Raw genomic sequence first — 21,637 nt, forward strand, 5'->3', positions numbered from 1 at the left:
AGCGTTCAGCGGGTGGCCGTGACCGATCCCGTCGATACCCGCCTGCTCGCCGCCCTCGCCGACCTCGGCAAGACGGCGGTGCACGAGCTGGCGGCCAAGGTCGGCATGGATCCGCGCGAGGTCGCCTACCGGCTGGTGGCGCTGTCCGGCAGCGGGCTGCCGCTGCTCGTCGGCGTCGAGAGCGACCCGCAGGGGCTGCGGGCGGCGATCGCGGGCTCGCCGCCGTCGTGGGCTAACCGGCCGCCGCAGCAGTTCCCGCCCCCGCCGTCCCAGCCGGTGCCGCAGCAGCCGGCGCCGCAGCAGCCGCCGATGCCGCCGCCGGGCCCGCACGGGGTGCCGTCCGGCCCGTACAACGTGCAGGGCGCGCCTTCGGGGCCGTACACCGTCCAAGGGGCGCCGTCCGGGCCGTACACCGTCCAGGGGACGCCGTCCGGGCAGTACCCGGGCCCGCCGCCCCGGCCGCCGCAGCAGCGGCCGCCCCAGCAGTTCGCCCCGCCGCCGGCGCCGGTGGACCCGGTGGTGAGCACCTGGGGCCTGCCGCAGACGGCGTCGTGGGCCCGCGGCGACGAGCCCGCCCGTCCCGCGGCCCCGGCCGGCGGCAAGCAGGGCCGGCTCCGCGAGGTGCTGGAGACCCAGGGCCTGGAGGGCGAGCAGCTGTCGGTGCAGCTGCTGGAGGTCCAGGACCCGGCGGACTACCTGTTCAGCGCGGCGGGCTACCGCCTGGAAGAGGGCGAACGCTCGGTGGTCGTGCACACCGAGATCACCAACCGCGGGGCGATCCCGTTCGTGTCGCTGCCGGACAACTACCTCGAGCTGCTCGCCGCCGACGGCACCGCGATCGGCAAGGCCCCGGTGTCGCTGACGTCGCGGCCGCCGCACAAGATCGGCGTCCAGCCCGGCGAAACCCTGGGCGGCCACACGGTCTACGTCCTCCCGGACGCGACGCGGGTGGTGTCGGTGCGCTGGAGCCCGCGGCCGGAACCGGACGAGCGCACGCTCATCTGGTCGATCGAAGACTAGTAGCTCTCGTCCTGCAGGATCTTCAGGGCGTTCGCGAGGTCGTCCGGGTACTCCGACTCGAACTCGACCCAGCGGCCGTCGGCCGGGTGCGCGAACGCCAGGGTCTTCGCGTGCAGCCACTGGCGGTTCAGGCCCAGGTGACGGGCCAGGACCGGGTCCGCGCCGTACGTGAGGTCGCCGACGCAGGGGTGCTTCAGCGCCGAGAAGTGGACGCGGATCTGGTGCGTCCGCCCGGTTTCGAGCTTGATGTGCGCCAGCGACGCCGCCCGGAACGCCTCGACGACCTCGTAGTGCGTCACGCTCGGGCGGCCGCCCTGGACGACCGCGAACTTGTAGTCGTGGCGCGGGTGGCGGTCGATCGGGGCGTCGATCGTGCCGCGAGTCGGGTCGGGGTGGCCCTGGACGATCGCGTGGTAGCCCTTGTCGACCGTGCGTTCCTTGAACGCGCGCTTCAGCACCGTGTAGGCGTGCTCGCTCTTGGCCACCACCATCACGCCGGTCGTGCCCGCGTCGAGCCGGTGCACGACGCCCTGGCGCTCGGCCGCGCCCGACGTCGCGATCCGCAGGCCGGCCGCGGCGAGGCCGCCGACGACCGTCGGGCCGGTCCAGCCCGGGCTCGGGTGCACCGCGACGCCGACCGGCTTCGAGATCACGACGATGTCGTCGTCGTCGTGGAGGATCTGCATGCCCTCGACCGGCTCGGCGACGACCTCGACGGGGTTCGCCGGCTCCGGCAGGGTGACCTCCAGGAGGCCGTCCGCGGTAAGCCGGTCCGATTTGCCGGCCGGCCGGCCGTTCAGCAGCACCGCACCGGATTCGGCGAGCTCGGCGACCACCGTGCGGGAGAGCCCGAGCAGCTTGGCGAGGCCGGCGTCGACCCGCATCCCGTCGAGCCCGTCGGGCACCGGGAGCATCCGCGAGCTCACGCCTGCTCCTCCTGCTGCTTCTCCGGCTCGGCCTTCTTCTTGTCCTTGGTCGACGTGCCGTCGTAGTCCTTGCCCAGCAGGGACAGCAGCACGATCAGCGCGCCGCCGACGCAGATCGCCGAGTCGGCGATGTTGAAGATCGCGAAGCCCTTGCCGTTCGGGGCGAACGCCGAGATGAAGTCGACGACGTGGCCCTGCAGCCCGCCGGGCGCGCGGAAGATGCGGTCGGTGAGGTTGCCGGTGGCGCCGGCGAGCACGAGGCCGAGCCCGATGGCCCAGCCGATCGAGCGCAGCCGCCGCGACAGCCAGACGATCGCGATGACGACGGCCAGCGCGACCAGCGCGAGCACCCACGTCATGCCGGTGGCCATCGAGAACGCGGCGCCCGGGTTGCGGATCACCTGCAGGTAGATGAGGCCGCCGAGGATCCGGACCGGCTCCTTGCCCTCGAGGTTGGCCGCGACCAGGTTCTTCGTCACCAGGTCGATCGCCCAGAACACGACCGCGACGGCGAACACCCAGCCCACGCGGCGCTTCGGCAGCGGCTTCGCCGGGGTCTCGGGCACCGCTTCTTCGGGCGCGGCGGTGTCGGGTTCGGAGTGGCTGGGGTCGGTGCTCACCACCCCATTCTCCACGGCGATGGTCAGAGCGTGTCGGCGGCGGTGACCGGCCCGCGCAGGAGCACGGCGAACGCGGCCCCGAACAGCACCGCCGCCGCGGTGAGCGCCCCGGCCACCGGGGGCAGGAGGACCACGGTGACCAGCGCGAACACCCCCGCGACGGCGAGGACGAACCGGCTGCGCTCGTACCCGGCGAGCAGCAGCAGCCCGAGGGTCGCCAGCAGCGCGCCGCGCACGTCCCCGGCCAGCCGGAACTGCAGCATCCCGACCAGGTCGAGCACCGGGACGGCGAGCAGGGCACCGAGGGTCCCGCAGGCGAACCGGGCGGTGCGCGGCGGCGTTCCGGCGCGGCGCAGGTCCAGCCAGTACCAGCCGGCGACGGCGGCCACGACGCAGGCGAGCGCCACGAGCCAGCCGAGGGTGGCCGACCTCGTCGGGCCGGCGTAGACGGCGACGGCGACACTCGTACTGCCGGTACCGCCGATGGTGCCGGTGGCGAGCTCGTTCGCCCGGCTCATCGGCAGCGCGCGCAGGTCCGTGAAGGTACCGGCGGCGAGGCTCTCCCCCGGCAGCAGCTCGGCGAGCACCATGATCAGCTGCGCGAACCCCAGTGCCGCCAACGGAAACCACCAGCGTCGCTCGTTCCCCATCACGGCAGGGTATCGGGTGCCCGGCGCAGCAGTACCGCGAACGCCGCGGCGAGCAGGACGGCCGCCGACAGGAGCACCCCCACGATGTCCGCCGAGAGCACCACCGCGATCACCGCGAAGACGAACGCGGTGAGCAGGACGAGCCGGCTGCGCTCGTACGCGGCGAGCACCAGCAGGCCGAGCGTGGCCAGCAGCGGACCGCGCACCCCGTCGCCGAGGCGGAACTGCCACGACCCGACCAGGTCGAGCAGCGGAACGGCCACCAGCGCGCCCAGCGTGCCGAGGACGAACCACCCGGTGCGGACGGACCGCCGGACGACCGCGTACCAGACGGCCGTGCCGACGAGCACCACGCCGAGTGCGCCGAGCCAGAGCAGGCCGGTCGGCAGTCCCCGGCCCAGCGAGTAGAAGGCGTCCTGGCTCAGCCACTGCGCGCGGCTGTACTCCGGCGCACCGGCCGAAGGTGGCCCGAGGAGCAGGTTCGCGGACTCGCCTTCGGCGGCGCTGCGGCGCGACAGCAGCTGCACCGCCGCCATGGCGACCTGCGCGATCCCCAGCAGTGCCAACGGAAACCAGGACCGCGACCCTCTCCCCATCGGCCCAGGCTAACGCTCAGCAGAACGGCGGCAGCTCCCGCGGGTCGCCGACCGGGGCCCAGCGGCCGTCCACCTTCGCGTACTCCCAGCGGGCCCCGCGCGCGACGATCCGGCGCAGCGCCAGCACGACGCGGTCGACGTGCTCCTCCGTGCTGCCCAGGCCGAGGCTGACGCGGATCGCCTGCTGCCCGTCGCCGCCGGTGACGCCGATCAGGCGCTTGGCCGCGATGTGCGCGCAGAACGCCCCGTCGCGCACGCCGATGCCGTACTCGGCCGACAGCACCGCCGCCACCCAGCCCGGGTCGAAGCCGTCGAGGACGAAGCTGAGCGTGCCGACGCGGTCGACCGGTGCGTCGAACAACCGCAGCTCGGCGCAGCCCGGGATGCCCTCGAGTCCCTTGCGCAGCCGGGTGAGCAGGGCCTGCTCGTGCGCCACGACGGCGTCCCAGTTCTCACTGAGGGTCTCGCACGCGACGCCGAGCGCGTACACCCCGACGGTGTTGGGCGAGCCGGCTTCGTGGCGCTCGGGCCCGGTGTTCCAGACGACCGCGTCCTCGGTGACGAGCTTGGTCGCGCCGCCGCCGGCGAGGTACGGCCTGGCGGCGCGCAGCCAGTCGGCACGGCCGATCAGCGCACCCGCGCCGAAGGGCGCGTACAGCTTGTGGCCGGACAGGGCGACGTAGTCGACGTCGAGTTCCTTGATCGAGATCCGGCGGTGCGGGGCGAGCTGGGCGGCGTCGAGCGCGATGCGGGCGCCGTGCCGGCGCGCCACGGCGGCGATCTCCGCCACCGGCAGGAGCTCACCGGTCACATTGGACGCTCCGGTGACGACGACCAACCGCGGTCCCTGCGGGGAATCCGCGAGGGCTTCGTCCACAGCGGACACTGCCGCGAGGCGGGTGCGCGGGGTCGGGATCCGCCGGACGTTCGGACCCTGCCACGGCAGCAGCGCGGCGTGGTGCTCGGTGTCGAAGACGACCACCGTCGTGTGCCGGGGCAGGCTGCGGGCGAGCAGGTTGAAGGAGTCGGTGGTGTTGCGGGTGAACACGACGGTGTCGGTGCGGCGGGCGTCGACGAAGCGGCGCAGGACGTCGCGGGTGCGCTCGTAAAGGCGCGTCGAGACCTGCGAGGCGAAGCCGGCGCCGCGGTGGACGCTGGCGTACCAGGGCAGGAACTCGTCGACCTTGGCGCGGACGGCGTCCAGACAGGGGGCGCTCGCGGCGTGGTCGAGGTTGGCGTAGCCGATGGTTTCCCCGGTGACGAGCGGGACTCGCAGGGCGGCACCCGCGACGGCCGGGATCTCGTGCGCGACAACGGTTTCGGCGGTGAAAGCCGGCTCGGTGATCGTGCTGGTGCGGTCGATGGCGAGAGTCATCGGTGCCTCCTCGGCGGTCCGGGGGACCCCGGCGAGGGGCCCGCGCTTGCCCGTCGCACGACGCGACCGGCCCGGTCTTCACCCGGGGCACCCCACCGCGGTAGGAGGGTTGCCGGCCAGCAAGCCGGGGCTTCGCGCTGGCACTCATGACCTGAGCCAGAAGGTAACCGAGAACGCCGCCGCCGGCCAACCCCCGCCTCACATTCTGAGACGCCGCTCACACACCGTGAGGACGTCAGAGCTTCGCGCGGAAGTGTCCCGGCAGCTGCGTAACGGCGTTGTCGGCGAGGTGCGTCGCCGTGCCGGTGTACTGCTCGGCGCCGGCGGTGAAGCGCCAGCCGCCGATGGTCTTGCCGTCGACGGGCTCGCCGAGGGCCGCCGCGACGGTGGTCGAGACCTCGGCGAACGACTTGCCGTCCCAGTTCGCCGCCGGGGCATCCGGCAGGGTCCAGAGCGTGAAGTGCACGTGGGCGCCGGTGCTGCTGCCGCCGCACGGCAGCGCGTTGCCGGTCGAGCCGAGCTCGGCGCCGGCCTCGACGTGCTCACCGTCGGTGACCTCGATGCCCTCCATGTGGTAGTACCCGGTCCGCCAGCCGCCGTCGTGGTCGATGGTCACCCAGTCCCCGCCCGCGCAGTGCTGCAGGTGGACGGTGCCGGCCAGCGGCGCGCGCACGGTCTTGTCGGCCGGGCTGAAGTCGATGGCGTTCTTGACGCCGGTGCTGCCGTCGTCGGAGTGGATGCCGGCCGAGTAGACCTGCTGGCCGGCCTTGAACGGCAGGGCGAGCGCCGGGAAGGGGGCGACCTCCGCGGCCGCGTCCGGGACGCCGGCCAGGCCGGCCGTCACGACGATCGCCGCGATCAAGCTCGCCCCACGCACGTGAAGTTTCGTCACCCTGCGTACTCCTTTGGCTATTCACTCACCCATTCGAACTAATGAATGGAGCGCACAGTAAGCCAAAAGAGGGAACGAAGGGAAGATCACGTGAGATTTTTGTGTGGACAAGCGCCGGACAACGGCACTCCCTAACGACCCGACTCGCCCTTCCAGCGGGCCAGGCGGCCGGCCCGGTCCACGGCGCGGAGCCGGAGCTCGACGGCGTCGCGGACCCCGCTGGTCGTGACCACCAGCAGCTGGTCGTGCTCCTGGAGCCGGCTGGTCTTCTGCGGCGTGAAGCCGGCGCCTTCGCGCACGACCAGGCTGACCGTCGCCCCGACCGGCAGCCGCAGCTCGGACAGGTACACGCCGTGCAGCTTCGACCCGGGCTGGATGCGGACCTGCAGCAGCTCGGCGCCCAGCTCGTCCAGCGGCGCGGAGTCGACTTCGATCTCGTGCGCCTCGGACTTCTTCGCCAGCCCGAGCCAGCGCCCGAGCGGCCCGAGCGTCGCGCCCTGGAGCAGCGTCAGCACGATGACCAGCACGAACACCGCGTTGACCAGCCGTTGCGCGCCCGGCACCCCCTGCGACAGCGGGATCATCGCGAGCACGATCGGCACCGCACCGCGGAGCCCGGCCCACGACAGGAACGCCTGTTCCCGCCACGGCAGCCGGAACGGCAGCATCGCCAGCACGACCGAGATCGGCCGGGCCAGCAGCAGCACGACGGCCCCGGCGACCAGGCCCGGCACCACCGCCTCGAGCACGCGGCCCGGCGAGGCGAACAGGCCGAGCAGCACGAACAGCCCGATCTGCGCCAGCCAGCCGAGCCCTTCGGCGAACGACAGCGTGTCCGAGCGGTGCGGCAGCCGCGAATTGCCGAGCACCAGCGCGGCGACGTAGGTGGCGAGCAGCCCGGACGCGTGCAGCAGCTGCCCGGACGAGTACGCCACGACGCACACCGCGACCGTGGCCAGCGGGTAGAGACCGGTCGCCGGCAACGCGGCCCGGCGCAGCGCGATCCCGCCGAGCCAGCCGAAACCGAGCCCGATCGCCAGGCCCGCCCCGAGCTCGTAGACCACCAGCAGCGGCAGCGTCCAGTCCACAGTGGTGCCCTCGGCCAGCACCACGACGGCGATGTACGCCGGCGCGTCGTTGATGCCCGACTCAAGTTCCAGCGCGCCGGTGAGCCGTTTGCCGATCCCGGCCGAGCGCAGCACCGAGAACACCGCGGCCGCGTCGGTCGACGCGAGCACCGCGCCCCACAGCAGCGCGAACCGCCAGTCGAGGCCCAGCAGCCAGTGCAGGGCGGCACCGGTCACCGCGACGCTCACCACAACGGACACAGTGGACAGTGCGATCCCGATGCCCAGCGCGGGTTTCACCGCCGACCAGCGCGTCGTCAGGCCGCCTTCGGCGAGGATCATGACGAGCGCGGCGAGGCCGAGCGACTGGGTCAGCTCGGGGTTGTCGAACCGGATGCCGAAGCCGGCTTCGCCCAGCAGCACGCCGATCGCCAGGTAGAGCAGCAGCGACGGCAGGCCCAGCCGGATCGACACGCGCACGGCGAGCACGGAGGCGAGCAGCACGGCACCGCCGACACCGAGTAGCACGGGAAGCTGGTCCATGCCGCCTCCCTCCGAGTGCCGTGGGCCCTCAGAATAGTGAAGCGGGCGAGTTAACTCCTTCGTGTACCGCTGGGGCGCGCCGAGGGCGTGGTGTGTTAAGGCCCACCGAGTGCGGCGAGATCGACACCGAGCGCGGCGAACGGCTTCTCCGCCGCCGGGAACACCTTCACGGCGCGATGTCCGTCGCGACCGACCCAGCCGGCGCCGACCGCGCGCTCGAGCAGCGCCGCGGGCACGGCTCCGGCGAGGTGGTCGCGCCGCTCCGTCCAATCCAGACAGTCGCGCAGCGGCGACCGCCGCCCGGGCGCGACCGCCACGCCGAGCTCGGCCAGCACCTCGCGACCGCGGCCGGTCAGCGCGAGCCCGTTGTCGGCGTCGATCAGGCCGGTGGCCAGCATGCCGTCGCGGAGGGCGACGCCGAGCACGCCGGCGAGGTGGTCGTAGCAGGTCCGCGCGAACCCGAGCCGCTTCACCCGCAGCGACGACTTCAGCCCGGTGACCGGGCGGTGCTCGGCGTGCTGGGCGAGGTGCTCGATGAGTTCGGCGACGCGCGGGTCGGCGATCCGGACGTAGCTGGCCCGGCCCTGCTTGACCCGGGCGACGAACCCGGCGTCGACCAGCCGGGAGACGTGCTCGCTGGCCGTGGAGAGCGCGATCCCGGCCGCCTTGGCCAGCTCGCCGACGGTCCACGCCCGCCCGTCCAGCAGCGCGAGGCACATGGTGGCCCGGCTCGGGTCGGCGAGCACCGCGGCGACCTCGGCCAGAGCGATCGTCTCCATGCGCCCACGGTACGTCGGCCACCCTTCGCCCGCGGCCGAACCGACGTACCCAGAGGGTCGGCTCACGTACCTGGACGGTCGGTTCGCGTACCTGGAGGGTCGGGTCGTGAGCCGACCCTCTGGGTACGCGAGCCGACTGCCTGGGTACGTGAGCCGACCCTTGGGGTCAGAGGGCTTTCAGGAACTTGGCGGCCAGGGTGACTGCCGGGCCCGAGTCGTTCGAGTCCTCCAGGAGCACCGCGAACGCCACGTTGCCGCGGTAGCCGACGAACCAGCCCGTTGCGTTGGAGCCGTCGCCGAACTGGGCCGTGCCCGTCTTGCCGAACACCTGGCCCGCGCCCGCCGCGCCGCGGCCCGTACCGCTGGTGACCACCGCGCGCATCATCGTCCGCACCTGGCCGAGCACGGCCGCCGGCGGCGGCGAGTACCCCTTGACGACCGTCGTGTCCAGGTCGTGCCACAGCCGCGGCGTGATCGCCTTGCCGGACGCGACCGTGGCGGCCATCAGCGCGCCGCCGAGGCAGCTGGCCTGGATCCGGCCCTGGCCGAACCCGTCCTCGACCTGCTCGTCCTTGCTCGCCGCGGGCTCGACCTTGCCCAGCTCGGTGTCGATCCCGGGGATCTCGTAGTCGGCGTTGAGGCCCAGCTCGTCGGCCGCCTTCTGCAGCCCGTTGGCCGGCAGGTCGAGCGCGAGCTGCCCGAACGTCGTGTTGCACGACCGCGCGAACGCCGTCTGCAGGTTCGTCGCCCCGAGCTCGAAGCCCTCGTTCTTGACCGACCGCGTCCCGATGGTCGCGACGCCGGGGCAGTCGACCGGCGACGTCGCGGAGAGGCCGCTCTGCTGGACCGCGGCAACCGACGTCGCGATCTTGAACGACGACCCCGGCTCGTAGAGCCCGTTGAGCGCCTTCGGCTGCTTCCCGGCAGCCGCGTTCTGCGCGACGGCCAGGATGTCGCCCGAACCGGTGTCGAGGGCGACCATCATGGCCGACCCCTTGTTGGAGTCCACCGCAGCCTGCGCGGACTTCTGCGCGGCCAGGCTCAGGCTCGACGTCAGCGGCTTGGCACCGCCGTCGGAAGCCTTCCCGAACAGCGTCTCGACGCTCTTTCCGCTGGTGTCGACGCGCTGGACGGCGAAACCGTCCCCGGCCGCCGCCGTGACCTGCCCGCCCAGCGCCGAACGCAGCAGCGGCGCCGGGTCGCCCTCGACCGCGCGCAGGCCGCCGGCCCCGTTGATCAGCAACGGCTTGCCGTCGCGGTCGGCCACGGCCGTCGTGTCCTGCACGGCCGTGCTGACGACCAGCCGCTGGCCGGCCTCCAGCTTCGGGTGCAGCAGCGACGGCGCCCAGTGCACGAGCCACTTCCCGCCGGCCTGGGCCAGCTGGAACGGCACGTCGTAGGTCCAGACCTTGCCCGGTTTCAACGTCCACCCGAGGCTGAACGTCCCGCCGGTCTGCGTCGCCCCGGCCGGGGTCGGCTGCAGAACGGTCAGCTTGGCCGCCAGCGACGCCGGGTTCAGCGTGTTCCGCGCGTCCCGCAGGGCCACCGCGGCCGCCGGGACGGCGTCGGTCAGCCGGCTCGCCGCGTCGGTGTTGTTCTCCGACAGGTCCTGCAGGTATTCGGTGATCGCCGTGTGCGGGTCGAGGGCACCCGGCGTCTCGACGCTCGTGGCCCCGGCTTCCGCCTCCGGCGTCGATCCGCCGCCGTTCAACACGAAGAACGCCGCCACCACGACCACGACGACCAGCAGTGCGCCGCCGATCAGGACGCCCCGTCTTCTGGCAGGACTCATTTCCGCGTACCCCTCCCCCAAGGAACGCCACCGCCGTAGGTGGCCGGCCGATCTTACCGGCCACCTACGACAGCCGGTCAGGCTTTTGCTACCGAAACGGTCACCTTGGTGCCGTCGCCGACCGTGCCGGCGAAGCCCTCGGCCACCGGACCGTGGGTCACCGACGTCGCCAGCGTCTCCGAGCCCAGGAACTCCTCGTGCGTCCGGGCCGCCTCGACGACGTCGGGTACCGAGTCGACGGTCAGCGCGATCCGGTCGGCGACGTCCAGCCCGGCGTCGCGGCGCGCCTGCTGCACGACCCGGACCAGGTCGCGGACCAGGCCCTCGGCCGCCAGTTCCGGCGTCACCTCCGTGTCGATCAGGACCAGCCCGGACCCGCCGGGCAGCTCGGCCGCCGCGCCGCCGCCCTTGGCGACCAGCCGGCGGTCGAACTCGCCTTCCTGCAGCTCGATCCCGGCCGCGACGACCTTGCCGCCCTGCAGCGACCAGTCGCCCGCCTTGACGGCCTTGATCACGGTCTGGACGTCCTTGCCCAGCCGCGGACCGGCGGCACGCGCGTTGACCGCGACCTCGAACCCGCCGTGCGCGGCGACGTCGGTGGTCAGCTCGACCGCCTTGACGTTCACCTCGTCGCGCAGGATGTCGGCGAAGGCACCCAGCGTCTCGGCGTCGTCGGCCGCCACGACCAGCGACGACAGCGGCAGCCGCACGCGCAGCTTGTTCGCCTTCCGCAGCGACAGCGCCGAGGACGCGACCTGCCGCACCCGGTCCATCGTGGTCACCAGCGCCGCGTCGGCGGGCAGGTCGAGCGCGTTCGGCCAGTCGGTGAGGTGCACCGAACGGCCGCCGGTGAGCCCGCGCCAGACGACCTCGGTGGTCAGCGGCAGCAGCGGCGCCGCGACCCGCGACGTCACCTCCAGCACCGTGTGCAGCGTGTCGATCGCGTCCTGGTCACCGGCCCAGAAGCGGTCCCGGGAGCGCCGCACGTACCAGTTCGTGAGGACCTCGAGGAAGTCCCGCACGGTCTGGCACGCGCCCGCGACGTCGTAGTGGTCCATCGCGTACTCGACGTCGGTGACGAGCTCGTGCGTCTTCGCCAGGACGTACCGGTCGAGCACGTTCGACGAGTCCGTGCGCCACTTCCCTTCCACGCCTTCGGCGTTCGCGTACAGCGCGAGGAAGTAGTACGAGTTCCACAGCGGCAGCACGGCCTGGCGGACGGCGTCGCGGATGCCCTTGTCGGTGACGACCAGGTTGCCGCCGCGCAGGATCGGGCTCGCCATCAGGTACCAGCGCATGGCGTCCGAGCCGTCACGCTCGAAGACCTCGTTGACGTCCGGGTAGTTGCGCAGCGACTTGGACATCTTCGCGCCGTCGGAGCCGAGCACGATGCCGTGCGCGACGCAGGCGCGGAACGCCGGCCGGTCGAACAGCGCCGTCGCGAGCACGTGCAGCAGGTAGAACCAGCCGCGGGTCTGCCCGATGTACTCGACGATGAAGTCGCTCGGGTAGTGGTGCTCGAACCAGTCGGCGTTCTCGAACGGGTAGTGCACCTGGGCGTAGGGCATCGAGCCCGAGTCGAACCAGACGTCGAGGACGTCCGGGACGCGGCGCATCGTGGACTTGCCCGTGGGGTCGTCCGGGTTCGGCCGGGTCAGCTCGTCGATGTAGGGCCGGTGCAGGTTGTCCAGCCGCACGCCGAAGTCGGCCTCCAGCTCGTCGAGCGAGCCGTAGACATCGGTGCGCGGGTACTCCGGGTCGTCGGACTGCCACACCGGGATCGGCGTGCCGAAGTACCGGTTGCGGGAGATCGACCAGTCGATGGCGTTCTCCAGCCACTTCCCGAACTGGCCGTCCTTGACGTTGCCCGGGTACCAGGTGATCTGCTGGTTCAGCTCGACCATCCGGTCCTTGAACTGCGTCACCGCGACGAACCACGACGAGACCGCGCGGTAGATCAGCGGGTTCCGGCAGCGCCAGCAGTGCGGGTAGGAGTGGTCGTAGGTCTCGTGCCGCAGCAGCACGGAACCCTGCTGCCCCGCCGAACCGGTGCCGTTCTTGAGGTCCCGCACGATGTTCGGGTTCGCGTCGAAGACCTGCTGGCCCTCGTAGTCCGGCACGGTCGCGTCGAACTTGCCGTGCGCGTCGACCGGCGTGACCGGCGGGATCCCGGCCGCGTCGGTGACCACCTTGTCGTCGGCGCCGTAGGCGGGCGCGATGTGCACGACGCCGGTGCCGTCGTCGGTGGTGACGTAGTCGGCCGCCAGGACGCGGTGCGCGTTCTCGGTGCCGACGAAGTACGGGAACGGGGGTGCGTAACGGGTTCCGAGCAGCTGCTCGCCCGTGTAGTGCGCGACGACCGCCGGCTCTTCGCCGAGTTCACGCGCGTACGCGGCGACCCGCGCCTCGGCGAGCAGGAACCGCTTGCCGTCGTGCTCCACGACGACGTACTGCACCTCGGGGTGCACGGCGGTGGCGAGGTTCGACGGCAGCGTCCACGGCGTGGTCGTCCAGATCAGCAGGTAGGTGCCGTCGAGCTCGTTCCCGTTGTCCTGCAACCGGAAGCCGACCGTGACGGCCGGGTCCTGCCGGTTGCGGTAGACGTCGGCGTCCATGCCCAGCTCGTGGTTGGACAGCGGCGTCGCGTCCCGCCAGCAGTACGGCAGGACGCGGTAGCCCTCGTAGACGAGTCCCTTGTCCCACAACCGCTTGAACGCCCAGAGCACCGACTCCATGTAGGTGACGTCGAGCGTCTTGTAGTCGTTGTCGAAGTCGACCCAGCGGGCCTGGCGGGTGACGTAGTCGCGCCACTCGTCGGTGTAGCGGAGGACGGATTCCTGCGAAGCCGCGTTGAACTTCGCGATGCCCATCACTTCGATCTCGGACGTCTCGGTGATGCCGAGCTGCCGCATCGCCTCGAGCTCGGCGGGCAGGCCGTGGGTGTCCCAGCCGAAACGGCGCTCGACCTTGCGGCCCTTCATCGTCTGGTAGCGCGGCACCAGGTCCTTGACGTACCCGGTGAGCAGGTGACCGTAGTGCGGCAGGCCGTTGGCGAACGGCGGGCCGTCGTAGAAGACGTACTCGTTGTCGCCGTGCTCGCCGGCCGGGCGGGCGTCGATGGTCGCCTGGAACGTCCGGTCCGTCTCCCAGTAGGCGAGGACCTGCTTCTCCAGCTCGGGGAAGGACGGCTGCGACGGCACGCCCGCGCTGTCGTCGAGCTTGGCCTGGGGGTACATCCCGGTGCTCCTCGGTTCGTCGCTCTCGTACGGACGACCGGGTTTCCGGTCACCCACACGGGGACGAAACGCCTGGCGGCGCACCGCGGTACCACCCCGCTTGCCCGGCGGTGAAGCTGCCGGGCCGCTCGTTCGGCGGCTGTCACGGGCCGCACCCGTCCGGTTCTACTGCGAGCGGTGAAGCCCGGTTCTTCCGGAGGCTCCCCGGTGATGGCCGGATCGACGCCTTGCTGATACCAGGTTAACCGGCCCGCGCAACCGGGTTGTCACGAGGGGCACGTACCCCGGCGAGGGTCACGCCGATCGCCGGCAGCCACAACGCTCCGGCGATCAGGCCCGCGGCGTGGAGGCCGCCGACCGACCCGTCGCCCGCCACGGTGCCGAACACCGCCACCCCGAGCGCGCCGCCGGCTTGGCGGGCGGTGTTGTTGATGCCGCCGGCGACGCCGGCGCGTCCGGGCGGGATGCCGCCGACCGCGGCCGTCACGACCGCCGTCGTCAGCAGGCCCATGCCGGTCCCCAGCCCGAGCAACGTCGGCAGGAGGGCCGGATACCCGCTGTTCCCGTTGAGCAGCACCAGGTTCAGCATCCCGGACGCGCCGAGCGCGAGCCCGGCCACCATCGGCGGCCGCGGGCCGAACCGGGCCACCAGCCGGCCCGAGACCGGCGCCACCACCGAGAGCGGCAGGAACAGCGGCAGCACCTCGAGCCCGGCTTCCAGCGGCCCGGCGTGCCGGACGCCCTGGAGGTACAGCGTCAGGACGAGGATCGTGCCGATGCCGACGAAGTTCATCACCGCCGCGACGAGGTTCGCGCCCGCCGTCCGCCGGGCGAGGTCCAGGGGCAGCATCGGGTGCGCCGAACGGCGCTCGACGACCAGGAACGCGGCCGCCAGGACGACCGCGAGCAAGCCGGCGAAGACGCTCCCGCCGATGACCGCGTAGACCCCGGCGCCGAGCGCGGGCACGGCGGTGACGATGCCGGCGACGTCGGCCCGCCCGCGCCCGCGGTGCCCGCGCGGCACGAGCCGGCGGGTCGCGACGGCGGCCGCGAGCACCACCGGGACGTTGAGCCAGAACACCGGCCGCCAGCCGGCCGCGGCGACGATCGCGCCGCCGAGCACCGGGCCCGCCGAGAGCGCCAGCGCCGACACCCCGGCCCACACGCCGAGGGCCCGCGCGCGCTCGGCGTGTCCCGGGTAGGCGTGGGTGATCACGGCCAGGGTGCCGGGCAGCAGCAACGCGGCGCCGAGGCCCTGCCCGGCACGGGCGGCGACGAGCCACGGCGCGGTGCCGGCGAGCCCGCACACCGCCGACGCCGCGCCGAACAGGACGAAGCCCGCGAGGACGACCCGGCGGTGGCCGAAGACGTCACCGAGTGCGCCGCCGGTGAGCAGCAGCGCGGCCAGGACGACCGTGTAGCCGTCGACCACCCACTGCAGGGCGGCGAGGTTCGCGCCGAGCTCGGTGCCGATGGTGGGCAGGGCGACGTTGACGACCGTGACGTCGAGCTGGACGAGGAACATGCCGGCGCACATGGTGAGCAAGAGCATGTCCCCAGTGGACCGCCGGGACGCTTCCGTCGCGGTGGAAGTGTGCCCGGGGCATCCTGGAGGCATGGAAGGCGACGCCGACATCGCGCGCACCGCGGCGCTGTTCGCGGACCCCGCGCGGGTCCGGGTGCTGCTCGCCCTCGCCGACGGCCGGGCGCTGGCGGCGTCCGTGCTGGCGGCCGAGGCCCGGCTGTCCGCGCCGGGGGTCAGCGCGCACCTGGCGAAGCTGCGGGCCGCGGGCCTGGTGGTCGCCGAGAAGTCGGGGCGGCACCGGTTCTACCGGCTGGCCGGCCCGGACCCGGCCGAGCTGATGGAGGCACTGGCGCGGTTCTCGCCGTCACAACCGGTGACGTCCCTGCGCGAGGGGACGCGCGCGGAGGCGCTGCGCACGGCGCGGACCTGCTACGACCACCTGGCGGGACGGCTCGGCGTGGCGGTCACGGCGGCGTTGCTCGAGCGGGGCGCGCTGTCCGGGGCGTCCGACACGCGACGACGTCCGGGCGACCGGATTTCGGCTCCGCTGCGCGAACACCCGTACACACTGGGTCCGCACGCGACCGAGGTGTTCGGCTCGCTCGGCGTCGATCTCGACGCGGCCGCGGCGGGCCGGCGTCCCTTGCTGAAGTTCTGCCTGGACTGGAGCGAGCAGCGCCATCACCTGGCGGGCGCGCTGGGCGCGGCCGTGGCGACGCGGTTCACGGAGGCGGGCTGGGTGCGGCGGCGCGGGCAGGCGCATCGCGCGGTGAAGCTCACGCCGGAAGGAGCGAGGGCGCTGGCCACCCGGCTGGGTCTGGCCGACCTCGCCGCCTGACGGCGTGTCGTCGCACCGCGCTCGCGTGTCGTCGACTAGCGGTGGGCGGCGACCAGGTTCGCGTCGGGGCGGCAACGGTCACAGGGGGTGAAGCCGAGCTGACGGGCTTCGCCGACACCGATCGGGATCGTGTCGCGGGTGCCCAGCCAGATGCAGGTCGTCAGGTGGTAGCGCGGGTGCTCGTCGACCACCACGACCTCGTCCTCGAGGTCGGCCAGGACGGCGATGTCGGCTTCCGGGGTCTCTTCCACACCCGGATCGGACTCGATACCGTTCGCCGATTCGACCGGGGCTTCCGCCACGACGGTCTTTTCGGACTCGGATTCGGGTTCGGGTTCCGGCGTGTCGGCCGGGTCGCCCAGGTCACCGGCCGCCGGGATGAGGACGGTCGGCTCCTCCTCGGCCGGCTTTTCCGCCGGAGCAGGCTCCTCTGCCGGCGGCGATGGCTCTTCGGAGACGGGCTTTTCGGGCTCGGCGGGTGCCGCGGCCCGACGCCGGCGGCGCAGCCAGTCGGCGACCAGGATCAGCCCGGCCAGCACCGACAGGCCGATGGACACCCACGCCCACAGCGAAGAGGCCGTGATGAGCGCGGAGACGAGCAACCCCAGAGCCGCCAGTACCAGTACCAGCACGATGTAAAGCACGCTGAATTACAGCACGAACCAGGCAAGATCGTCCGATGACCCGCCCACGTGCGGTACCGGATCGACTCCGAACCGTGGCTCACCCCGCCGGCACGTGCCGGCGGGGTCAGCCCGGGAAAACTCAGCCGGCTTCGGCGCGCGGGCCGAACGAGTAGCCCTGGCCGCCGCTCGACGAACCGGACGACTGCCCGGAGTTCGAGGAGGCCGACGCCGGGGCCGCGGAGCCGCGGTCGTCGAGCTCGCGCAGCTGGGACTCGAGGAACCCGCGCAACCTCGTGCGGTACTCCCGCTCGATCGTGCGCAGCTCTTCGATCTTCTTGCCCAGCCCGCCCTTCTCGGAGTTCAGGCTGTTCATCGTCTCGGTGTACTTGCGCTGCGACTCGCGTTCCAGCGTGGTGGCCTTGTCGCGCGCCTGGCGCTCCAACGTCTCCGCACGGGTCCGCGCGTCGTTCAGCATGGTGTCGACGCGCGTGCGCGCCTCGTTCACCATCGAGTCCGACTTCGCCCGCGCGTCCGAAAGCAGCTGCTCGGACTTGGTGCGGGCCTCGGCCAGCATCCCGTCGGACTCGGTCTTCGCCTCGGCGGTCAGCCGGTCGGCCATCTCCTGGGCCAGGCCCAGGACCTTGGCGGCCTGCACGTTCGGCTCCGCGCTGTCGCCGACCATCGAGTGCGCCTGGGTCTGCTCCATGGCGGACTGCGGCGGCGGCACCGGCGCGAGGCGCCGGGACGGCTCTTCACGCATCGGGGGCGCCGACTTGGCGCTGTCGAGCTCGCCACGAGTCGACTCGAGCTCGGCGTCGAGCTGCTCCATCTGCTGGCGCAGCTCGTTGTTGTCCTCGATCAAGCGGGCCAGCTCGGTCTCCACCAGGTCGAGGAACGCGTCCACCTCGTCCTCGTTGTAGCCCCTCTTGCCGATGGGCGGCTTGCTGAACGCGACGTTATGCACGTCAGCGGGGGTCAACGACATCAGATCACCTCACGCACTCCATGGCCTGCAGGGTCCACCCAAGTCTCCCCGATCAACTTGGAGTCGCCAGTTGCATCGCGAAGAACACAACCAACAGCAGCACCATAATCGACAAGTCCAGTCCGACGCCGCCGATTCGAACCATCGGAATGATTCGTCTGAACAGACGAACCGGCGGGTCCGTCACTGTGTAGATGGTCTCGAGCGTCACCGCAACCCCCCCGGCCGGATGCCACTCACGCGCAAAAGTCCGGACGAGTTCGATCACGATCCGCGCCGTCAGCAGCAGCCAGAAGGCGAACAGCACGTACCAGACGACCAGCCACACAGCTTCCACGTACCTACTCTAACCGGGCGTCCTCGCAGAAGACGCAGTTGAGGGGGTCGACGCCGCATCGGGTCGACAAAATCACGTCTGCTTGCGCTCAGCGGTCCGCGCGACTTCAGCCCCGCAAGAATAATCCGCCCTCGGCAATCCGCCGACGGTCCTCGGCGGTGACGTCCACATCGGGCGGTGAGAGAAGGAACACCTTGTTGGTGACCTTGTCCATCGACCCGCGCAGCGCGAACGCCAGCCCGGCGGCGAAGTCGACGAGCCGCTTGGCGTCCGCGTTCTCCATCTCGGTGAGGTTGATGATCACCGGGATGCCCTCGCGGTAGTGCTCACCGATGGCGCGCGCCTCCACGTAGCTCGTCGGGTGCAGCGTCGTGATCCGGCTCAGCGGATCACGCAGCGGCGGACGGGCCGGTTCGGTGACCGGGCGCAGGCGCGCCACCGGCTCCGGCTGCCGGTCCATCGCCAGCGCACCGTGGACGGCGGGCTCGGCTGCCGACACGGAGCGTGATCGACTGCGGCTGACAGGCTCGTCGTACGTGTCCTCGACCTCGCGGTACCGTGAGCGCGAGGACCGCGGCGCCGGCTCCTCATAGGAGTCGTAGTCGTCGTCGTAGCCGCGCCGGTAGTCGTCCTCGGCCTCGTAGCCGTCGTCGTCTGCGGGCACCATCCCGAAGTAGGCCTTCAGCTTCTGCAGCGCGCTCATGCCTCTCCCTAGCCCTAGCCGCTCCCGCACCAACGTTTCTCCACGCCGTCAGTGCCCCGCGCGGGCGACCACTAAACGTGACGATCGCGCGAGCTCCCTACGGCGAGGCTAAACCGCGTCCGCCGAGCAACGCGGTTCCGACACGCACACAGGTCGAGCCGTGCGTGATCGCCTGCTCGAGATCATGGCTCATCCCGGCGGAGACGTCTGCGGCATTCGGGTGATCTTTTCGGAGCCGCTCACCCGCGCGGGCGAGCCGTTCGAAGGCCTCGGCCGGGTCCGCGCCGAGCGGCGCGACGGCCATCAGGCCGCGAAACCGCAGTTCGTCCGTGTGAGTGACGTGCTCGGCGAGCGCACCGAGCTCGTCGAGGGGGCAGCCGCCGCGCTCCGGGTCGTCGTCGAGGCTCGCCTGGATCAGCACGTCGAGGGGTTCGTCACGTATCTGAGCGTCACGAGCCGCACGCACCGCCTTCGCGAGCGCGTCGGCGAGCCGGGCCGAATCCAGGGACTGCACCTCGTGCGCCCACCGGACCACGGAGCGTGCCTTGTTCCGCTGCAGCCGGCCGACCATGTGCCAGCGCAGGTCCGCCTCCGGCCGCAGCTCGGCGACTTCGAGGGCCTTCGGGCCGGCGTCCTGGTCGCGGTTCTCGCCGACGTCGGTCACGCCGAGGTCGGCCAGCAGCGCGGCGTCGGAGGCGGGGAACGTCTTGGTGACCGCGATCAGCTTGACCTCGTCGCGCGCCCGCCCGGCGGCGCGGCACGCGGCGGCGATCCGCTCTTCGACCTCGGCCAGGTTCGCGGCCAGCTCGGCCTTGCGGTCGGTCATCCCTCGATCCAGGTGATCCCGGCGATCCGCCCGGTCGTGCCGTCGCGGCGGTAGCTGAAGAGCGTCTTGTCCTCGTTCGTGCACCGCGGGTCGACGCCGATCTTGCCGACGCCCAGGTCGGCGAGCTGCTGCCAGAGCCCGGCACGCAAGTCGAGCCCGGGCGTGCCCTTCCGCGTCTTGCACGCACTGCCGGGGACGTGCTTCTCGACGTCGGCGGCCATGGCGGCCGGGACCTCGTAGCAGTCGCCGCAGATGGCCGGGCCGAGCAGCGCCTCGATGCGGCCCACCTCGGCCCCGGCCTCCCGCATGGCTTCGACCGCCGCCGGGACGACGCCGACCCGCGTGCCGACGCGCCCGGCGTGCACCGCCGAGACCACGCCGGCCTCGGCGTCGGCCAGCAGGATCGGGACGCAGTCGGCGACCAGCACCACGAGCGCGACGCCCGGGGTCGCGGTCACCAGGGCGTCGGTCGCCTCGGCGGCCCGGGTCTCGGAGCCGTCCACCGTGGTCGCCGTGCGGCCGTGGACCTGCTCCATCCAGGCCAGCTTGTCCTCGGCCAGGCCCAGCTCGGCGGCGAGGCGCTTGCGGTTCGCGTAGACGTCGCCCTCGTCGTCGCCGACGTGGTCGCCCAGGTTGAACGTGTCGTACGGCGGCCGTGACGCGCCGCCCGCCCTGGTCGTGACCACTCGCCGAACCCGCACGAATCCTCCTTGACGTCACTGAAGGCCACCACCCAGGACTCTAGTTCCCGGGTGATGGCCTTCAACGGTGGTGTCGCTAGCGCCGCATGAACGGCGGGACGTCGACCTCGTCGTCCGACGGGTCGTCGTGCACCGGCATCGCGCGGCCGGGCAGGCTGCCCTGGGTCGCGTTGGAGCCGATCGGCGAGTAGCCGCGCGAACCGCCGCCGGGCTGCGGGAGCCCGCCGGAGTTCTGGCCGGACGCCGACGGCAGCGGCGAGTGCGACCGCGGCGGCGCGACCGGGTAGCCGGAGCTGCCCGCCGGCGGCACCGGGGTCGCCCCCGACGGTGGCCCCTGCTGGCTCGAAACCTGCCCCGCCGAGGCCGACGCCGTGGTCGAGCCCTGGCGCGAGCCGGAGCCGAAGGTCGACGGGTCGAGCTTCTTGTGGGTCGGCGCGCCGGCGTCGAAGCCGGCCGCGATCACCGTGACGCGGACCTCGTCGCCGAGGGAGTCGTCGATGATCGTGCCGAAGATGATGTTGGCGTCCGGGTGCGCGGACTCCTGCACCAGCGACGCGGCTTCGTTGATTTCGAACAGGCCGAGATCCGAACCACCCGCGATCGAAAGCAGCGCGCCGTGCGCACCGTCCATGGAGGCTTCGAGGAGGGGCGAGTTGATCGCCTTCTCCGCCGCCTGGATGGCTCTGCCTTCACCGCGTGCGCTCCCTATGCCCATCAGGGCGGAGCCCGCGCCGGACATGACGCTCTTGACGTCGGCGAAGTCGAGGTTGATCAGGCCCGGCGTGGTGATCAGGTCGGTAATGCCCTGGACACCGGACAGCAGCACCTCGTCCGCGGAGCGGAACGCGTCCATCAGCGACACGCCGATGTCGCCGAGCTGCAGCAGCCGGTCGTTCGGGATGACGATGAGCGTGTCGCACTCGTTGCGCAGCGACTGGATGCCGTCCTCGGCCTGCTTGCCGCGGCGCTTGCCCTCGAAGGTGAACGGGCGGGTCACGACGCCGATGGTCAGCGCGCCCAGCTTGCGGGCGATCTGCGCCACGACCGGGGCGCCACCGGTGCCGGTGCCACCGCCTTCGCCGGCCGTCACGAACACCATGTCGGCGCCCTTGATGACCTCTTCGATTTCTTCCCGGTGGTCTTCGGCGGCCTTCTGGCCGACCTCGGGGGCGGCGCCCGCGCCGAGGCCACGGGTCAGCTCGCGGCCGATGTCCAGCTTGACATCGGCGTCGGACATGAGCAGTGCTTGTGCGTCGGTGTTCACCGCGATGAACTCGACACCCTTGAGGCCGACCTCGATCATGCGGTTCACGGCGTTCACGCCGCCACCGCCGATGCCGACCACCTTGATCACCGCAAGGTAGTTGTGCGGGGGCGTCATCGAAGTCCGCCTTCCTGATCGTTGTGCCCGTACAGCCCGCCGGCCGGTGATCAACTCTCAACCTAAACCCCAGATTGAGAGTTATGTCAACTGCCGACGTTAGGCAGGACGGTAGGCACCAGGCAGGCTCTAATCCAGTAGGCACGCCGTGTGTCGCAAAGGTGTTTTGCCACAACACGTTCGAGCGCGCAAGAGCCGGGAGCCGCGATCACCGCTCCG

Annotated in this window: 20 protein-coding genes and 1 riboswitch; of the genes, 2 read left to right on the forward strand and 18 right to left on the reverse strand. The window is 71.9% G+C overall.

The genetic code is table 11. From position 1 onward, the window contains the following. The first annotated feature begins 12 nt into the window (after positions 1–12). On the forward strand, positions 13–1,020 hold the full coding sequence (locus tag QSK39_RS25480) for an Lrp/AsnC family transcriptional regulator (protein WP_285480350.1): 1,008 nt from the start codon (positions 13–15) through the stop codon (positions 1,018–1,020). Here the strand turns inward: QSK39_RS25480 and QSK39_RS25485 are convergent. The 11 genes from QSK39_RS25485 to QSK39_RS25535 form a co-directional block, all read right to left on the reverse strand. Beyond that, positions 1,017–1,946: an RluA family pseudouridine synthase gene (locus QSK39_RS25485; protein WP_285480351.1), complete on the reverse strand. Its 930-nt coding sequence runs from the start codon at positions 1,944–1,946 to the stop codon at positions 1,017–1,019. The two genes, QSK39_RS25480 and QSK39_RS25485, sit on opposite strands and share 4 nt — an antisense overlap. Continuing rightward, entirely contained in the window at positions 1,943–2,566 is a 624-nt protein-coding gene (gene lspA, locus QSK39_RS25490) for a signal peptidase II (protein ID WP_502873307.1), read from the reverse strand. Before lspA ends, QSK39_RS25485 begins: the two co-directional genes overlap by 4 nt. Before the next feature lie 23 nt (positions 2,567–2,589). Further along, entirely contained in the window at positions 2,590–3,216 is a 627-nt protein-coding gene (locus tag QSK39_RS25495; protein WP_285480352.1) for a hypothetical protein, read from the reverse strand. Then, positions 3,216–3,812, reverse strand: a complete 597-nt coding sequence (locus QSK39_RS25500; RefSeq protein ID WP_285480353.1) for a hypothetical protein — start codon at positions 3,810–3,812, stop codon at positions 3,216–3,218. Before QSK39_RS25500 ends, QSK39_RS25495 begins: the two co-directional genes overlap by 1 nt. Positions 3,813–3,828: 16 nt before the next feature. Continuing rightward, positions 3,829–5,187 (reverse strand): aminotransferase class V-fold PLP-dependent enzyme, encoded by a 1,359-nt coding sequence (locus tag QSK39_RS25505; protein WP_285480354.1) that lies wholly within the window; start codon positions 5,185–5,187, stop codon positions 3,829–3,831. A 37-nt stretch (positions 5,188–5,224) separates the two neighbouring features. Then, positions 5,225–5,339: riboswitch (SAM riboswitch) on the reverse strand. 83 nt (positions 5,340–5,422) lie between these two features. Then, complete coding sequence (locus QSK39_RS25510; protein ID WP_285480355.1) at positions 5,423–6,079, reverse strand: M23 family metallopeptidase; 657 nt, start codon at positions 6,077–6,079, stop codon at positions 5,423–5,425. 131 nt (positions 6,080–6,210) lie between these two features. Further along, a complete protein-coding gene (locus QSK39_RS25515) occupies positions 6,211–7,689 on the reverse strand; it encodes a potassium/proton antiporter (RefSeq protein ID WP_285480356.1) in 1,479 nt (492 codons plus the stop codon). 95 nt (positions 7,690–7,784) lie between these two features. Then, on the reverse strand, positions 7,785–8,468 hold the full coding sequence (locus tag QSK39_RS25520; RefSeq protein WP_285480357.1) for an ArsR/SmtB family transcription factor: 684 nt from the start codon (positions 8,466–8,468) through the stop codon (positions 7,785–7,787). 166 nt (positions 8,469–8,634) lie between these two features. After that, the gene (locus QSK39_RS25525) at positions 8,635–10,260 is read right to left on the reverse strand and encodes a penicillin-binding transpeptidase domain-containing protein (RefSeq protein ID WP_285480358.1); all 1,626 of its coding nucleotides are present in this window, start codon (positions 10,258–10,260) and stop codon (positions 8,635–8,637) included. Positions 10,261–10,337: 77 nt separating this feature from the next. Then, complete coding sequence (gene ileS / locus QSK39_RS25530; RefSeq protein WP_285480359.1) at positions 10,338–13,496, reverse strand: isoleucine--tRNA ligase; 3,159 nt, start codon at positions 13,494–13,496, stop codon at positions 10,338–10,340. A gap of 241 nt (positions 13,497–13,737) precedes the next feature. Then, positions 13,738–15,048 (reverse strand): MFS transporter, encoded by a 1,311-nt coding sequence (locus QSK39_RS25535; protein WP_285480360.1) that lies wholly within the window; start codon positions 15,046–15,048, stop codon positions 13,738–13,740. 64 nt (positions 15,049–15,112) lie between these two features. On the opposite strand from QSK39_RS25535, the gene QSK39_RS25540 reads away from it, so the two are divergent. After that, positions 15,113–15,859, forward strand: coding sequence for an ArsR/SmtB family transcription factor (locus QSK39_RS25540; protein ID WP_285480361.1), 747 nt, complete (start codon positions 15,113–15,115; stop codon positions 15,857–15,859). Positions 15,860–15,894: 35 nt separating this feature from the next. On the opposite strand, the gene QSK39_RS25545 is transcribed toward QSK39_RS25540, so the two are convergent. The 7 genes from QSK39_RS25545 to ftsZ all read right to left on the reverse strand — a co-directional run bounded on the left by QSK39_RS25545 (position 15,895) and on the right by ftsZ (position 21,418). Continuing rightward, positions 15,895–16,503: a hypothetical protein gene (locus tag QSK39_RS25545; protein WP_285480362.1), complete on the reverse strand. Its 609-nt coding sequence runs from the start codon at positions 16,501–16,503 to the stop codon at positions 15,895–15,897. Positions 16,504–16,624: 121 nt separating this feature from the next. After that, on the reverse strand, positions 16,625–17,470 hold the full coding sequence (gene wag31, locus QSK39_RS25550; protein WP_284744036.1) for a DivIVA-like cell division protein Wag31: 846 nt from the start codon (positions 17,468–17,470) through the stop codon (positions 16,625–16,627). 52 nt (positions 17,471–17,522) lie between these two features. After that, complete coding sequence (locus QSK39_RS25555; protein WP_072477845.1) at positions 17,523–17,798, reverse strand: YggT family protein; 276 nt, start codon at positions 17,796–17,798, stop codon at positions 17,523–17,525. A 115-nt stretch (positions 17,799–17,913) separates the two neighbouring features. After that, on the reverse strand, positions 17,914–18,510 hold the full coding sequence (locus tag QSK39_RS25560; RefSeq protein ID WP_285480363.1) for a cell division protein SepF: 597 nt from the start codon (positions 18,508–18,510) through the stop codon (positions 17,914–17,916). 97 nt (positions 18,511–18,607) lie between these two features. Further along, positions 18,608–19,336 (reverse strand): YggS family pyridoxal phosphate-dependent enzyme, encoded by a 729-nt coding sequence (locus tag QSK39_RS25565; protein ID WP_285480364.1) that lies wholly within the window; start codon positions 19,334–19,336, stop codon positions 18,608–18,610. Continuing rightward, entirely contained in the window at positions 19,333–20,037 is a 705-nt protein-coding gene (gene pgeF / locus QSK39_RS25570) for a peptidoglycan editing factor PgeF (RefSeq protein ID WP_285480365.1), read from the reverse strand. The genes QSK39_RS25565 and pgeF overlap by 4 nt, the downstream gene beginning before the upstream one ends. A 76-nt stretch (positions 20,038–20,113) precedes the next feature. Next, a complete protein-coding gene (gene ftsZ / locus QSK39_RS25575) occupies positions 20,114–21,418 on the reverse strand; it encodes a cell division protein FtsZ (protein WP_285480366.1) in 1,305 nt (434 codons plus the stop codon). Positions 21,419–21,637 lie beyond the last annotated feature (219 nt).

Origin of the sequence: Amycolatopsis sp. NBRC 101858 (genome assembly GCF_030269325.1) — a bacterium.
Lineage (GTDB): Bacteria > Actinomycetota > Actinomycetes > Mycobacteriales > Pseudonocardiaceae > Amycolatopsis > Amycolatopsis ponsaeliensis.

Excerpts from the sequence above, each read along its gene's own strand:
- QSK39_RS25495 (WP_285480352.1), bottom strand. The coding sequence starts at position 3,216 with ATGGGGAACGAGCGACGCTGGTGGTTTCCGTTGGCGGCACTGGGGTTC.
- QSK39_RS25560 (WP_285480363.1), bottom strand. The coding sequence starts at position 18,510 with ATGAGCGCGCTGCAGAAGCTGAAGGCCTACTTCGGGATGGTGCCCGCA.
- QSK39_RS25540 (WP_285480361.1), top strand. The coding sequence starts at position 15,113 with ATGGAAGGCGACGCCGACATCGCGCGCACCGCGGCGCTGTTCGCGGAC.
- QSK39_RS25515 (WP_285480356.1), bottom strand. The coding sequence starts at position 7,689 with ATGGACCAGCTTCCCGTGCTACTCGGTGTCGGCGGTGCCGTGCTGCTC.
- QSK39_RS25505 (WP_285480354.1), bottom strand. The coding sequence starts at position 5,187 with ATGACTCTCGCCATCGACCGCACCAGCACGATCACCGAGCCGGCTTTC.
- QSK39_RS25535 (WP_285480360.1), bottom strand. The coding sequence starts at position 15,048 with ATGCTCTTGCTCACCATGTGCGCCGGCATGTTCCTCGTCCAGCTCGAC.
- QSK39_RS25500 (WP_285480353.1), bottom strand. The coding sequence starts at position 3,812 with ATGGGGAGAGGGTCGCGGTCCTGGTTTCCGTTGGCACTGCTGGGGATC.
- QSK39_RS25525 (WP_285480358.1), bottom strand. The coding sequence starts at position 10,260 with ATGAGTCCTGCCAGAAGACGGGGCGTCCTGATCGGCGGCGCACTGCTG.
- QSK39_RS25520 (WP_285480357.1), bottom strand. The coding sequence starts at position 8,468 with ATGGAGACGATCGCTCTGGCCGAGGTCGCCGCGGTGCTCGCCGACCCG.
- ileS (WP_285480359.1), bottom strand. The coding sequence starts at position 13,496 with ATGTACCCCCAGGCCAAGCTCGACGACAGCGCGGGCGTGCCGTCGCAG.
- wag31 (WP_284744036.1), bottom strand. The coding sequence starts at position 17,470 with ATGTCGTTGACCCCCGCTGACGTGCATAACGTCGCGTTCAGCAAGCCG.
- QSK39_RS25565 (WP_285480364.1), bottom strand. The coding sequence starts at position 19,336 with ATGACCGACCGCAAGGCCGAGCTGGCCGCGAACCTGGCCGAGGTCGAA.
- ftsZ (WP_285480366.1), bottom strand. The coding sequence starts at position 21,418 with ATGACGCCCCCGCACAACTACCTTGCGGTGATCAAGGTGGTCGGCATC.